We start from the raw sequence: 13,108 nt of genomic DNA on the forward strand, positions 1-13,108 counted from the left end.
CGCGCGAAAGTGGAGAGTGACATGGGACGCTTCGCCGTCATTTCGATGACCGACAAGGCCGCTGAGCGCGTGCGCGAGATCATGGCCACGCGCGAGAATGCGCATGGCATCCGCCTCGGCATCAAGAAGGGCGGCTGCGCCGGCATGGAATATACGGTCGACCTGGTGACCGAGCCCAATCCCAAGGACGACCATATCGAACGCGACGGCGCCCACGTCTATGTCGCGCCGGAGGCGGCACTGTTCCTGTTCGGCACCGAGATGGATTTCGAGCAGACGACGCTGCGCACCGGCTTAACCTTCCGCAATCCGAACCAGTCTTCCGCTTGTGGCTGCGGCGAATCGGTCGAGCTGAAGCCCGCCGACCTCAAGGCGCTGGCCGAAGCCCGCGCCCAAAGCGCGGCGTAAGGTTTTTGCGGCGGTGGGCGCGGAAGCCTATCGCTGGGCTTGCGCTTTTTCATGAGCGCTTCCATCTCGATCCGACCGGCCAGTGCCGCCGATCATGTGCGGCTTGCCGTTTCACGCGGCCTCGGCCGGGTCGACTGGACAGCCGATCGCAATAATTCTCGCCTGCTCGCTTTCTATGACGAAACCGGAGCTATGCGCGAGGAAGACAAGGTCTTCTTCCGCCTGAAGGGTGAAGCACTGAAGGAATTTGCCGGCGAGGACTAGCGCCTCTTTCTTCTCCCCGTTTACGGGGAGAAGGTGGCCCGAAGGGCCGGATGAGGGGCAGAGCTAGCTTCGAAAAGTCCGCGCCGCCCCTCATCTGCCTGCCGGCATCTTCTCCCCGTGAACGGGGAGAAGACAGAATCCTCATTCCACCCACATGCCGGTCCGCCGATGCCAGTCCGCGATCGATTCCTCAGGATAGAGAGCAAACACCTTGTCGCCGTCGCGGATGTTCGGCTCCGTCCAGCCGGCCTTGTATTTCAGCATCAGATGCGTGCGCTCCGGCGGCGCCGGCAGGTCGGTGTCGACGGCCGACGCGAAGGGATGCACGAGTTCGGGCCAGGTCGGATCGTAGAGCCACAGCGCCGAGCCGCAGTGCGTGCAGAAATTGCGCTCGCCGGTGGCGGTTTCGCAGACCGGCCGTTCGTCGTCCTGGATTTCGGCGCGATAGACGCCGAGCTTTTCCCCGCCGCTCACCTTCAGCGTCGCGGAGTTGGCGCCAAGATTGATCGCATAGCCGCCGCTGCCCTGCTGCTTGCGGCAGATCGAGCAATAGCAGAGCTGATAGGGCACGGGCGTGTGGCTCTCGACCTCGAAGTGGACGGCGCCGCAACGGCAGGAGCCTTGAAGAAGCATGGGCATGATCGTCTCCTCGCTGGATCGACCCTATCCTACAGCCGATCGGCTCGAAATCTGTCAGGAGAACTTGCCCGGCGTCGTGACGAGTGCGTCGGGGAGTGTCATGATCGTTTCATGGACAATGACGCTATCGCCGATCTTTTCGCCGGCCTCGGCCCGGTCGACATCCGCCGCCTGTTCGGTGGCAAGGGCATTTATTTCGACAATGTCATCATCGCCATCGATCTGCGCGGCGAATTGATGCTGAAGGGCGATGCCCAGCTGGCTTCCGAGTTCGAGGCCGCCGGCTGCAGGCAATGGAGTTATGTCGGCTCCAAGCATGGCAAGCAGGTTTCCATGCCTTACTGGACCGTGCCCGACGGTGCCGTCGACGATCCCGACGAAATGGCCGCCTGGGCGCGCAAATCCTACGAAGCGGGCCTGCGCGCCGGAAAATGAGGCGTCCGAAAATCCCTGCCGATCAACGGCAGGGATAGGCGTTCATCTTTTTCTCGAAATCGATATCGACGGACGACGTCAGCTTGCCGTTGAGCGCGTAGCCCTGAAACACGGAATAGGCGGCTGAGGCCGTAAAGCCGTGTTTTTCAAGGAATTTTACGTTCTCGGCTTCCGCCTCCTGGCTGCCCAGCTTATCGAAGCGAGCATACCATTTGCTGTAAGCCGTATAGGGCTTCTTGTTGTAGGGCGCCTTGGTCTGCAAGCCGGCGTCGATCCACTTCTTGAAGCTGGCCTCTTTCACGAATGCCCTGCCTTCCTTGATCTGCTTGGCCACCTGCTGCTCGTAAGGCGAGCATTTTGCGGCGGCCTGCGCGCCTGCCATGCCGGTTAGCAAAGCGGTGGCGCAAAAGGCAACGACGGTCAGTTTCCGCTGTATCGACATTCATCCCTCTCAACGACGGCGTTTCGTAAACTTAAGGAGTGTCCGGCAGGGCGCTCCTTTTCAGCGTCGAGACCCTACAGCGCCTTGGCAACCCGCGCCGCGACGCGGGCATTGTTTTCCACCAGCGCGATATTGGTCTTCAGGCTGCGGCCGTTGGTGAGTTCGAGGATTTTGCCGAGCAGGAACGGTGTCACCGACTTGCCGGTGACATTCTGTGCTTCCGCCGCCTTCTGCGCCGCCTCGATATAGCCGGCCATTTCGGCCGCCGGGATCTCGTCGGCGACCGGAACCGGATTGGCCACCAGCACGCCGCCATCGATGCCGAGCGCCTGGCGCGTCTTGAACAGCTTCGCGATCTTTTCGGGTGCGTCCAGCGTCAGCGGCGCGCGGAAAGGCGACTGCCTCGACCAGAAGGCCGGCATCGTCTCGCAGCCATGGCCGATCACCGGCACGCCGCGCGTCTCCAGCACTTCCAGCGTCTTTTCGATGTCGAGGATCGCCTTGGCGCCGGCCGACACCACGATCACCGGCGTGCGGGCCAGCTCGTCGAGGTCGGCGGAGATGTCAAAGCTCTTTTCGGCGCCCTTGTGTACGCCGCCGATGCCGCCGGTCGCGAACACCTTGATGCCGGCCATATGCGCGGCGATCATGGTTGCCGCCACCGTCGTGCCGCCGGTGCGGCCTTCGGCGACGGCGAAGGCGAAATCGGCGCGCGACAGCTTCATGGCATCGCCCGTCATGGCCAGCGATTCGCGCTCGCCGTCGGAAAGGCCGATCTTGATGCGGCCCTTGACCACGGCGATCGTCGCCGGAACCGCGCCTTCATCGGCAATGATCTTCTCGACATTGGCCGCCATCGCGCCATTGTCGGGATAGGGCATGCCGTGGGTGATGATGGTCGATTCCAGCGCCACCACCGGGCGCCCGGCTGCCAGTGCTTCCGCCACCGGGGCGTGGATGTCGATATAGGGGCGGGCGGTTTCAAGCGTCATTGGAAATCTCCGGTCGGCTGCCGCGCTGTCTGTGCTGCGCCGTCAACAATCTGTTCGGGCCGTCCTCATGCCACTTCCCGCGCCTGCGGCACAAGGGCCAGGGCTGCGGCAAAGGATGCCGGGGTGAAGTCGGGTATGGCGAGCGGGCTTTCGATGGCAAGCCCGGCCGCCGCCACGCCCTCGCGCAAGGCGGCGCGCAGCGGCTGGCCATGCAGCAATGCGGCGACAGTGGCGCCGGCCAGCGCATCGCCCGCGCCGGTGACGTCGACGACCGCGCGGGGCGGCGGCGGCGCGATCGAGAAGGCACCGTCCTTGTCGAAGCCGAGCGCCGGCCGGTCTCCCGCCGTCACCACGCCGCCGCGCAGGCCGATGCCGCGCAGGCCGGCCACCAGCTCGGCCTCGCCTGCGTCGCGCGCCAGGCCGGTCAGCGCCGATGCCTCGCGCCGGTTCATGAACAGCAAGGCAGGGCGCTCGAAGATCGGTGCCAGCCGCACCACCTTGGCCGGCGAGATGGCGATGACGAAGACCGGTTTTTCGCCGGCCGTCGCGGTCAGCCGCTCCAGCGCCGCCGTCGGCAAATTGGCGTCGGTGAGCACGGCGTCTGCCTGATCCACCGCCGTGCGCACGCTGGCGCGCCGCATCTGTTTGGGAAAGGCCAGCTCATAAAGCCCCATATCGGCGAAACCCACCACCAGCTCGCCGTCGCGGTCGAGGATCGCCGTGTAGCTCGGCGTGGTGCGGTCGAGGAATGTCGCGGAGAGGTCGGCGATGCCGGCCTCGGCGATGGCGCGCGCCACCGTCTCGCCGGCGCCGTCGCCGCCGCGTGTGGAGATGAGCGAGGCCGAAACGCCGCGCCGCACCACCGTGCGCAGCGCGTTGAAGACACCGCCGCCGACATCCTCGCGCATGGTGCCGGGGTTGGACGCCGCCGGCACATAGGCGCCCGCTACCTGGCCGCGCCGGTCGATATGCGCGCCGCCGGCCGCGAAAAGCTTGGGGGGCTGGTTCATGCCTGTGCCCCGATCAGGCCCGCGCGTGGCTGCGTCACGCTGCTCCTGCCGAATCGACCAGGCGTTTCCGGAGCGTTTGCCGCGATCGCATCTGGGGACAGGTTTTGCGGCTTGCTGACAAAACAAAAAAAGAACAAATACGGATAATTCATATTTTTCAACAGTTTGATGTGTCTTGCCAAAATAGAACAAAAAGGGTACATATTCACAGGAACCACCGGACGATCCGGCCTTCATTGACGACCAAGGGGTGATGTATCATGGCTCAGAATAGCTTGAGGCTTGTAGAGGACAATTCGGTGGACAAAACAAAAGCTCTGGACGCTGCGCTGTCGCAGATCGAGCGGGCATTCGGCAAGGGCTCGATCATGCGGCTCGGCGCCAATGAGCAGGTGGTCGAGATCGAGACGGTGCCGACCGGCTCGCTGGGACTCGACATCGCGCTCGGCGTCGGTGGCCTGCCACGCGGCCGCATCATTGAAATCTACGGGCCGGAAAGCTCGGGCAAGACCACGCTGGCGCTGCACACGGTGGCGGAAGCGCAAAAGAAGGGCGGCATCTGCGCCTTCGTCGATGCCGAGCACGCGCTCGACCCGGTCTATGCCCGCAAGCTGGGCGTCAATCTCGAAAATCTCCTGATCTCGCAGCCGGACACCGGCGAGCAGGCGCTGGAGATTTGCGACACGCTGGTGCGCTCGGGCGCCATCGACGTTCTGGTGGTGGACTCGGTCGCGGCGTTGACGCCGCGTGCCGAAATCGAGGGCGAGATGGGCGATTCGCTGCCTGGCCTGCAAGCCCGCCTGATGAGCCAGGCGCTGCGCAAGCTCACCGCCTCCATCTCGCGCTCCAACACCATGGTCATCTTCATCAACCAGATCCGCATGAAGATCGGCGTCATGTTCGGCTCGCCCGAAACCACCACCGGCGGCAACGCGCTGAAGTTCTACGCTTCGGTGCGCCTCGACATCCGCCGTATCGGCTCGATCAAGGACCGCGACGAGGTCGTCGGCAACCAGACCCGCGTCAAGGTGGTCAAGAACAAGCTGGCGCCGCCCTTCAAGGTCATCGAATTCGACATCATGTATGGCGAAGGCGTGTCGAAGACCGGCGAGCTGGTCGATCTCGGCGTCAAGGCCGGCATTGTCGAGAAGTCGGGCGCCTGGTTCTCCTACAATTCCCAGCGCCTCGGTCAGGGTCGCGAGAACGCCAAGCAGTTCCTGCGCGACAATCCGGATACGGCAAACGAAATCGAACTGGCGCTGCGGCAGAATGCCGGGCTGATCGCCGAGAAGCTCCTGCAGAACGGCGGCGCCGACAACGACCTAGACGACGCCGCGGAGGGGTGAGAAGCGGTCCGCGTTAGCGGACGAAAAGCCAACTGCTTGGCTTTTCGAGCTTCGAACGCCCCGAGCCTGCGAGGGGCCGGGCAGCGGCTCGCCTTGGAGCGAATTGAAAGGTCCGGTGGACCTTTCAAAGGGCTCGAACGCCCGAGGCCAAAGCCGAGGGCCGGGAAGCGTTCCGCGAAAAGCCAATTGACTGGCTTTTCGAATTTCGAGCACCCGAGGGCAGGCTTATCGCCCAACTGAGTTCACCGACCGCCGGCCCCGCGCCGGCGGTTCGCGTTTGAGCGCCTCATCCACCCGTCGAGACGGGCAGGAGCGCGCAATGCCGCGTGTTTCTGGACAGGCTGAAACGCTGCCGCTAAAAGGCCTAGTCCATTTCCGCCGCCTCGCGCGGCGGCTTCACCATAAAGGCAGTTTCGATGAGTGGCGTGAACGAAATCCGGTCGACCTTTCTCGACTATTTCCGCAAGGAAGGGCACGAGATCGTCGCCTCCAGCCCGCTGGTGCCGCGCAACGACCCGACGCTGATGTTCACCAATGCCGGCATGGTGCAGTTCAAGAACGTCTTCACGGGTCTCGAGAAGCGGCCTTATTCGCGCGCCGCGACCGCCCAGAAGAGCGTGCGCGCCGGAGGCAAGCACAATGACCTCGACAATGTCGGCTACACCGCGCGCCATCTCACCTTCTTCGAGATGCTCGGCAATTTCTCCTTCGGCGACTATTTCAAGGAACGCGCCATCGAACTTGCCTGGACGCTGATCACCAAGCATTTCGGGCTGAAGAAGGACAAGCTGCTCGTCACCGTCTACCACACCGACGACGAGGCGGCCGGCTACTGGAAGAAGATCGCCGGTTTTTCCGACGACCGCATCATCCGCATCGCCACCTCCGACAATTTTTGGGCGATGGGCGACACCGGCCCGTGCGGCCCGTGCTCGGAAATCTTCATCGACCGCGGCGAGCACATCTGGGGCGGCCCTCCCGGCAGCCCGGAAGAGGACGGCGACCGCTTCCTCGAATTCTGGAACCTGGTCTTCATGCAATATGAGCAGGTTTCGAAGGATCAGCGTGTCGACCTGCCGCGCCCCTCGATCGACACCGGTATGGGGCTGGAGCGCATGGCCTCCATCCTGCAAGGGGTGGAGAGCGTCTTCGAGACCGACCTGTTCCGCCATCTGATCGACGCGGCGTCCTCCGCCCTCGGCCATGGCCCGAATGCCGACAATGTCGGTTCCTTCCGCGTCATCGCCGATCATCTGCGCTCCTCCTCCTTCCTGGTGGCCGACGGCGTGCTGCCCTCCAACGAGGGCCGCGGCTATGTTCTGCGCCGTATCATGCGGCGCGCCATGCGCCATGCGCAGCTCTTGGGTGCTTCCGAGCCGCTGATGTGGAAGCTGGTGCCGGCGCTGGTGCGCGAGATGGGCCAGGCCTATCCGGAACTGGTGCGCGGCGAGGCGCTGATCACCGAGACGCTGAAGCTGGAGGAAACCCGCTTCCGCAAGACGCTGGTGCGTGGCCTCGGCCTGCTCGGCGAGGCAACCGACAAGCTCGGTGCCGGCGACATGCTGGACGGCGAGACCGCCTTCAAGCTCTATGACACCTACGGCTTCCCGCTGGACCTGACGCAGGACGCGCTGCGCCAGCGCTCGATCTCCGTCGATCTCGCCGGCTTCACCGACGCGATGGAGCGGCAGAAGGCGGAAGCCCGCGCCCATTGGGCGGGCTCTGGCGAGGCGGCGACCGAGACCGTCTGGTTCTCCGTGCGCGACAAGACTGGCGCCACCGAATTCCTCGGCTACGAGACCGAGAAGGCGGAAGGCATCGTCGCCACCATCGTGCGCGACGGCAAGGTGGTCGACGACGCCAAGGAAGGCGACACGGTTGCCGTCGTCGTCAACCAGACGCCGTTCTACGGCGAGTCCGGCGGCCAGATGGGCGATACCGGCACGATCACCGGCGAAGGTTTCCGCATCGACGTCACCGACACGCAAAAGAAGGCCGATGGCCTGTTCGTCCATCTCGGCAAGGTTGCCAAAGGCGCGGTGAAGACCGGCGTCGCCGTCGAACTCGAGGTCGACCATGCGCGCCGTTCGCGCCTGCGCTCCAACCATTCGGCCACGCACCTCATCCACGAGGCGCTGCGCGAGGTGCTGGGCACGCATGTCGCCCAGAAGGGCTCGCTGGTGGCGCCCGAGCGGCTGCGTTTCGACATCTCGCACAACAAGCCGATTTCGGCCGAGGAGATGGAAGTGGTCGAGCGCATGGCGAACGAGATCGTCGTGCAGAACAGCCCGGTCACCACGCGGCTGATGTCGGTCGACGATGCCATTGCCGAAGGCGCCATGGCGCTGTTCGGCGAAAAATATGGCGACGAGGTGCGGGTGGTGACAATGGGCACAGGCCTGCATGGCGCCAAGGCCAACCGGCCCTATTCGGTCGAGCTGTGCGGCGGCACCCATGTGAAGGCGACCGGCGACATCGGCCTCGTGCGCATCGTTTCCGACAGCGGTGTGGCCGCCGGCGTGCGCCGCATCGAGGCGCTGACCGGCGAGGCGGCGCGCCGTCATCTCGACGAGCAGGACCGGCGCTTGAAAACGGTGGCGGCGACGCTGAAGATTTCGCCGGCCGACGTACCCGCGCGGGTGGAAGCGCTGCTGGAAGAGCGCAAGAAGCTGGAGCGCGAACTGACCGACGCGAAGAAGAAGCTCGCCATGGGCGGCGGCGCTGCCAATGGCGCTGCCGAGACCGCGTCCGAGACGGTGGCCGGCGTCGGTTTCATGGGCAAGGCGGTGTCGGGTGTCGCGCCGAAGGACCTGAAGTCGCTGGCCGACGAAGGCAAGAAGGCGCTGGGCTCCGGCGTGGTCGTGCTGGTCGGCGAGGCCGACGGCAAGGCGAGCGTCGTCGTCGCCGTCACCGAGGATCTCACCGCGCGTTTCAGCGCGGTCGATCTGGTGCGTGTCGCCTCGGCAGCGCTCGGCGGGCAGGGCGGCGGCGGCCGGCCCGATATGGCGCAGGCCGGCGGCCCCGATGCCTCCAAGGCCGATGACGCGATCGCCGCGGTCAGGGCGACACTGGCGGCCTGAGCCACGCAAATTCCGGATGATCAATCGATGCCGGGCGTTTCGCCCGGCATTTTCTATTGTGCGGCCATCACCGCCGCGCCGATGCGCTAGCAGAACGCGTCATTCCGGCCGAGCGCAGCGAGAGCCGGAACCTATTGGCCCTACGTCGTCGAGCCCGGCCCGGTCCTCGTTCTGAACCGTTCATGGAGCAGGATCGGCGCCGCATGTTTCGCGGTTGTTTAAGCGAACCCAGGTCCCGGCCATGCTGCTCAATGGGTTCCGGGTCGGCGCTCGGCTCCGCCTCGCTTGCCCGGAATGACGAAGGTTTGGGATGCCGCTCCGTCACATCCCCTGATGGCTCGAAACAGGGTGAAGATGGCGATTACGCCTCCGTCATTCCGGCCGAGCGCAGCGAGAGCCGGAACCTATTGGCCGCAACATCGTCGAGCCCGGCCCGGTCCTCGTCTTGAATCGCTCATGCAGCAGGGCTGGCGTCGCATATTTCACGACTGTCTACGCGAACCCAAGTCCCGGCCGTGCAGCTTTATGGGTTCCGGGGCGACGCTCGGCTTCGCCTCGCTTGCCCGGAATGACGAACGCCCGGAATGATGAGCGAAAGAAGCAGCGCGGGCGCGCCTCGAAAGCCGCACCTGATGCGCCTCGAAACGCGCGCGCTATCGGGCAACCACCGCCGGGCCGATGCGGTCGACGCGGTTGGTCCAGATCGCGCCGTCGAATCGCGCCGGCAGCTTCTCCAGCGTCGCCAGATCGTCGACGCCGGTCGAATACCGCGACCCGTCATTGTCGCCCAGCACCACCAGCGTCGAACCGTGGGCGGCCAGCCGTTCGCTGAGCCGGTTCGGAAAACCCCAGGCGAATGGCGCATAGTTGGCCGGCAGCATGAACAGCGTGTTGCGGCAGTCCGCCGGCACATGGCCGCTCCAGCCCAGCGCCGCGTAACGCAACAGGCAGGGGATAACGCGGTCGGTGCCGAGCACCACCGCCTCCGGCAGCGCCGTCTTGTAGGCCTGCATCGCCTTGCCGCCGCCATAGACCAGGATCGACTTTTGCCGCTCCGCCGGCATCGCGCCGATGACCTTGGCCAGCAGGCTTCCCTCGGCGATGTCGTCGCTCTTGATGTTGATGAGGAAACGCCGGTCGGGAAACGCGGAAAACACCTCGTCGAGGCTGGGCATCAGCCCGACACCCTTGCCGCGAAACGGAAAGGTCTTGCCGCCGTCGGCGGTGTAGCCATAGCCGACATCCAGAGCCTTGAGCTCGGCCAGGCTCTTTTCGCGCGTCACGCCCTTGCCGTCGGTGCGGCAATCCACCGTCCAGTCGTGGAACACCGCGAACTGGCCGTCGGTGGTCGGGTGCACGTCGAACTCGACGATGTCGGCGCCGGCCGCGAAGGCCGCCTTGAAGCCGGCAATGGTGTTTTCCAGGTAAGCGTGCTCGGGCGGATGGATGCGGTCCGCCGTGCAGGTGTCGCGGCCGATCCCGGCAAGCGAATAGGTCTGGCCAAGGCCGCGATGGGCGATCAGCATCGGGCGCTGTTCGCTTTGACCGGCCAGCAGGCTGCTGTTGGCGGCCCAGACGGCGCCAGCGGCGGCAAAGATGCCAAGAAAAGCGATTGTGCGCTTGCGCATGATTTTCCCCCGGGGTTCGATGCGGCAACTATGCGCGCAACCGGGACGAAATCTGGACCAAGCTGTGCCGCTTTGAAGGCGGTTGTGGAAAAGGGCGACGGGCGCCTGCCTTTCGGCAAGACGCCCGTCGGTTTGTCACTGTCGGCTTATCCTACACCATCGCGAACGTGTCGGGGTCGGGGCCGATCTTGCCCTTCGCGTCGTCCAGCTTTTCGATCGCCGCGATGTCTTCCGGCGCGAGTTTGAAATCGAAAACCTGGAAGTTCTCGACGATGCGGGCCGGCGTCACCGATTTCGGGATCACGACATTGCCGATGTCGAGGTGCCAGCGCAGGATCACCTGGGCGACGGTCTTGCCGTACTTGCCGGCCAGCGCGGCCAGCGCCGGGTCGTTCAGCAATGTGCCCTGGCCGAGCGGGCTCCAGGCTTCGGTCACGATGCCTTCCTTTTCGTGATAGGCGCGCAGCGCCTTCTGCTGGAAGTGCGGGTGCAGCTCTACCTGGTTGATCGCCGGCACCACGCCGGTTTCCGCCTTCAGCCGTTCCAGATGGGCGATCTGGAAGTTGGAGACGCCGATGGAAGCGACGCGCCCTTCTTCGCGCAGCTTGATCAGCGCCTTCCAGCTGTCGACATAGCGGCCGAGCGAAGCCGCCGGCCAGTGGATGAGGTAGAGGTCGACGCTGTCGCGGCGCAGTTTCTTCAGGCTGGCGTCGAAGGCCTTGAGCGCCGCATCGTAACCCTGGTCCGAATTCCACAGTTTGGTGGTGAGGAAGATGTCCTTGGCGGGAACGCTGGAGGCGGCCAGCGCATCGCCGACGCCCTGCTCGTTGCGGTAGATCGCGGCGGTGTCGATCGAGCGATAACCAGCCTCGATGGCCGCGGTCACCGCCGCGTTGGCGCCCTCGTTCGGCACCTGCCAGACGCCGAAGCCGAGCTGCGGTATCTGCTTGCCGTCGTTGAAACGGAGTGTTGGGCTCATGGTCTCTTTCCTGAAATCGTCGTGGGATGGCGGTCGATGGGGAGACGGTGCCTGGGTTGGCCGATGGACATCGCCGGAAAGGATGGTCGCGGCCCGAACGGACCGCCACCCATAATCTGGGGCGCGCGCGTGACAACGGCAAGGAAACGACCGCCTGATTTCAGGTTCGGTACGAAAAAAGCTACTCGCACTGGAAGCCCTTAGCTGGAAGGAAGGGTCGCGAGAAAACTCTCGCGACCCTGCATCGCGTCCCACCAGGCAAGCAGCGCAGGATGCTTTTCGAACATCGGCGCCGCCACCGCAGCCTGCGCGAAATAGAAAAACATCGGTGCCGCATGCAGGTCGGCCAGCGTCAACTGCTCGCCGAGCAGGAACGGTCCGGGCTGCTTCAGCCCGGCCAATGTCGCGAGGCAGGTTTCGGCGCGCGGCACGGCAGCCGTCACCACCGCATCGTCGGGTGTCTCGCCTTGGCGCGGCTTGGAGACGGTCTCGACATAGATGTCCCACACCAGTGGCCGATAGGCATAGGCGTCGAGCAGGCCGATGATCTGGTTCATCACCGCACGCTGGCGCGGCTCATGAGGCTGCAGGGCAGGGCCGTCGAAAGCCTCGTCGACATAGCGCGCGATCGCCGTCGTCTCGAACAGCTTCAGCCCGTCATGCTCGAAGGCCGGTATCTTCGAGAAGGGATGCAGGGCGCGATACCAATCGGGCGCTCCGCCCTCGGCGAAGATGTCGACCGGCACGAGGTCGTGCTCGACATTCTTTTCCATGAGCGCGAGCCGCGCGATGCGGACATAGACGCTGTAGTCGGCGCCATAGAGGATGGGTTTCGGCTGCTGGCTCATGCTCGGCTCCGGTCGCCTCGGCTGAATATCACGAAAATGCGCCGGTCGGTCTGGCCCTGAGACCGACGCGTGGCAGGCCAGATGGGGATCGCGTGGCGCCGCTTATGGCAACCCGCAAGTCAGCAGGATTTGTCAAATGTGGCTATGGTTGTTTCCGGCCGATCGATTTGCATGAGGTTCGATATGAATGGCGAAACGGCATGGGCAGTCTACGAAGCGCGTCTGAGGCGCGTTTCGAACCACATCCACGAACACCTCGACGAGGAGCTGGATATGGAGCGCCTGGCCGAGATCGCCTGCCTGTCGTCCTATCACTGGCATCGGATCTACCGCGCCATCTACGGCGAAACGGCGGCCCAGACGGTCAAGCGTCTGAGGCTCCACCGTGCCGCCGGCGATATCGTCGAGACGGACCTGAGCGTCGGCGAAATTGCGAAACGATCTGGCTATCCCAACGTCCAGTCGTTCAATCGCATCTTCAAGGCGGCCTACGGCATGCCGCCGGCGCGCTACCGGAAAGAGGGAAGCCACACGCTGTTTGAAACCCACAAAGGAAAGGCTTCCCACATGTTCGACGTTCAGATCCGCACCATCCCGGATACCAGCCTTGTCGGCGTTGCCCATCAAGGTTCCTACCTGCAGATCGACAGGGCTTTCGAGCAGCTGTTCGGCACGCTCTATGCACGCGGCCAGGCACGGCCGGACATGCGCATGATCGGTGTCTACTTTGACGATCCCGATCTTGTCGCCGAAGACAAGCTGCGCTCGGTCGCCTGCGTCAATGCCGATGCCTCGGCACCCGTCGCGGCACCGCTCGAGCGTCGCGCGATCTCGGGCGGTGAGTATGCGGTTCTGCACCACAAGGGCCCCTATGCCGAGATGCACAAGGCCTACAAATGGCTCTATGCCGAATGGCTGCCGAAATCGGGCCGCAAGCTGCGCGATGCTCTCATGTTCGAGGAGTACCTCAACAACCCGCGTGACGTGGCTCCCTCGGAGCTCTTGACCGACATCCATCTGCCGCTGGTGTGAGAAGC

Annotated in this window: 14 protein-coding genes; 6 read left to right on the plus strand and 8 right to left on the minus strand. The window is 64.5% G+C overall.

Features of this window, described 5'->3' with window-relative positions; translation table 11 throughout:
* Positions 1–21 precede the first annotated feature (21 nt).
* Together sufA and AB4136_RS09940 are read left to right on the plus strand one after the other, a co-directional pair.
* Positions 22–408 (plus strand): Fe-S cluster assembly scaffold SufA, encoded by a 387-nt coding sequence (gene sufA / locus AB4136_RS09935; protein WP_024923803.1) that lies wholly within the window; start codon positions 22–24, stop codon positions 406–408.
* 51 nt (positions 409–459) lie between these two features.
* The gene (locus tag AB4136_RS09940; protein ID WP_024923802.1) at positions 460–672 is read left to right on the plus strand and encodes a hypothetical protein; all 213 of its coding nucleotides are present in this window, start codon (positions 460–462) and stop codon (positions 670–672) included.
* 141 nt (positions 673–813) lie between these two features.
* On the opposite strand, the gene AB4136_RS09945 is transcribed toward AB4136_RS09940, so the two are convergent.
* Positions 814–1,311, minus strand: coding sequence for a GFA family protein (locus tag AB4136_RS09945; protein ID WP_024923801.1), 498 nt, complete (start codon positions 1,309–1,311; stop codon positions 814–816).
* A 111-nt stretch (positions 1,312–1,422) separates the two neighbouring features.
* On the opposite strand from AB4136_RS09945, the gene AB4136_RS09950 reads away from it, so the two are divergent.
* On the plus strand, positions 1,423–1,746 hold the full coding sequence (locus AB4136_RS09950) for a TfoX/Sxy family protein (protein ID WP_024923800.1): 324 nt from the start codon (positions 1,423–1,425) through the stop codon (positions 1,744–1,746).
* Between the two features lie 22 nt (positions 1,747–1,768).
* Here the strand turns inward: AB4136_RS09950 and AB4136_RS09955 are convergent, their stop codons facing one another.
* From AB4136_RS09955 to AB4136_RS09970, 4 genes are all read right to left on the minus strand, one after another.
* On the minus strand, positions 1,769–2,188 hold the full coding sequence (locus AB4136_RS09955; RefSeq protein ID WP_024923799.1) for a hypothetical protein: 420 nt from the start codon (positions 2,186–2,188) through the stop codon (positions 1,769–1,771).
* A gap of 74 nt (positions 2,189–2,262) precedes the next feature.
* A complete protein-coding gene (locus tag AB4136_RS09960) occupies positions 2,263–3,180 on the minus strand; it encodes a pseudouridine-5'-phosphate glycosidase (protein WP_024923798.1) in 918 nt (305 codons plus the stop codon).
* 65 nt (positions 3,181–3,245) lie between these two features.
* A complete protein-coding gene (locus AB4136_RS09965) occupies positions 3,246–4,190 on the minus strand; it encodes a carbohydrate kinase family protein (protein ID WP_065998109.1) in 945 nt (314 codons plus the stop codon).
* Positions 4,187–4,408 (minus strand): hypothetical protein, encoded by a 222-nt coding sequence (locus AB4136_RS09970; RefSeq protein ID WP_137900421.1) that lies wholly within the window; start codon positions 4,406–4,408, stop codon positions 4,187–4,189. Before AB4136_RS09970 ends, AB4136_RS09965 begins: the two co-directional genes overlap by 4 nt.
* Positions 4,409–4,450: 42 nt before the next feature.
* On the opposite strand from AB4136_RS09970, the gene recA reads away from it, so the two are divergent.
* Complete coding sequence (gene recA, locus AB4136_RS09975) at positions 4,451–5,536, plus strand: recombinase RecA (protein WP_024923796.1); 1,086 nt, start codon at positions 4,451–4,453, stop codon at positions 5,534–5,536.
* 416 nt (positions 5,537–5,952) lie between these two features.
* Positions 5,953–8,616, plus strand: a complete 2,664-nt coding sequence (alaS, locus tag AB4136_RS09980; protein WP_137900422.1) for an alanine--tRNA ligase — start codon at positions 5,953–5,955, stop codon at positions 8,614–8,616.
* A 653-nt stretch (positions 8,617–9,269) separates the two neighbouring features.
* Here the strand turns inward: alaS and AB4136_RS09985 are convergent.
* The 3 genes from AB4136_RS09985 to AB4136_RS09995 all read right to left on the minus strand — a co-directional run bounded on the left by AB4136_RS09985 (position 9,270) and on the right by AB4136_RS09995 (position 12,071).
* Positions 9,270–10,244, minus strand: a complete 975-nt coding sequence (locus tag AB4136_RS09985; RefSeq protein ID WP_137900423.1) for a glycerophosphodiester phosphodiesterase family protein — start codon at positions 10,242–10,244, stop codon at positions 9,270–9,272.
* A 151-nt stretch (positions 10,245–10,395) separates the two neighbouring features.
* On the minus strand, positions 10,396–11,223 hold the full coding sequence (locus AB4136_RS09990) for an aldo/keto reductase (protein ID WP_137900424.1): 828 nt from the start codon (positions 11,221–11,223) through the stop codon (positions 10,396–10,398).
* A 200-nt stretch (positions 11,224–11,423) separates the two neighbouring features.
* A complete protein-coding gene (locus tag AB4136_RS09995; RefSeq protein WP_137900425.1) occupies positions 11,424–12,071 on the minus strand; it encodes a glutathione S-transferase family protein in 648 nt (215 codons plus the stop codon).
* A 183-nt stretch (positions 12,072–12,254) separates the two neighbouring features.
* Here AB4136_RS09995 and AB4136_RS10000 point away from each other — a divergent pair, with 183 nt between their 5' ends.
* Positions 12,255–13,103, plus strand: coding sequence for an AraC family transcriptional regulator (locus AB4136_RS10000; RefSeq protein WP_137900426.1), 849 nt, complete (start codon positions 12,255–12,257; stop codon positions 13,101–13,103).
* The last annotated feature ends 5 nt before the right edge of the window (positions 13,104–13,108 follow it).

Origin of the sequence: Mesorhizobium sp. 2RAF21 (assembly GCF_052115345.1) — a bacterium.
Classification (GTDB): domain Bacteria; phylum Pseudomonadota; class Alphaproteobacteria; order Rhizobiales; family Rhizobiaceae; genus Mesorhizobium; species Mesorhizobium terrae.

Excerpts from the sequence above, each read along its gene's own strand:
- AB4136_RS09990 (WP_137900424.1), bottom strand. The coding sequence starts at position 11,223 with ATGAGCCCAACACTCCGTTTCAACGACGGCAAGCAGATACCGCAGCTC.
- alaS (WP_137900422.1), top strand. The coding sequence starts at position 5,953 with ATGAGTGGCGTGAACGAAATCCGGTCGACCTTTCTCGACTATTTCCGC.
- AB4136_RS09955 (WP_024923799.1), bottom strand. The coding sequence starts at position 2,188 with ATGTCGATACAGCGGAAACTGACCGTCGTTGCCTTTTGCGCCACCGCT.
- AB4136_RS09995 (WP_137900425.1), bottom strand. The coding sequence starts at position 12,071 with ATGAGCCAGCAGCCGAAACCCATCCTCTATGGCGCCGACTACAGCGTC.
- AB4136_RS09945 (WP_024923801.1), bottom strand. The coding sequence starts at position 1,311 with ATGCCCATGCTTCTTCAAGGCTCCTGCCGTTGCGGCGCCGTCCACTTC.
- sufA (WP_024923803.1), top strand. The coding sequence starts at position 22 with ATGGGACGCTTCGCCGTCATTTCGATGACCGACAAGGCCGCTGAGCGC.
- AB4136_RS09960 (WP_024923798.1), bottom strand. The coding sequence starts at position 3,180 with ATGACGCTTGAAACCGCCCGCCCCTATATCGACATCCACGCCCCGGTG.
- AB4136_RS09940 (WP_024923802.1), top strand. The coding sequence starts at position 460 with ATGAGCGCTTCCATCTCGATCCGACCGGCCAGTGCCGCCGATCATGTG.
- AB4136_RS09950 (WP_024923800.1), top strand. The coding sequence starts at position 1,423 with ATGGACAATGACGCTATCGCCGATCTTTTCGCCGGCCTCGGCCCGGTC.
- AB4136_RS10000 (WP_137900426.1), top strand. The coding sequence starts at position 12,255 with ATGAATGGCGAAACGGCATGGGCAGTCTACGAAGCGCGTCTGAGGCGC.
- AB4136_RS09965 (WP_065998109.1), bottom strand. The coding sequence starts at position 4,190 with ATGAACCAGCCCCCCAAGCTTTTCGCGGCCGGCGGCGCGCATATCGAC.
- AB4136_RS09985 (WP_137900423.1), bottom strand. The coding sequence starts at position 10,244 with ATGCGCAAGCGCACAATCGCTTTTCTTGGCATCTTTGCCGCCGCTGGC.
- recA (WP_024923796.1), top strand. The coding sequence starts at position 4,451 with ATGGCTCAGAATAGCTTGAGGCTTGTAGAGGACAATTCGGTGGACAAA.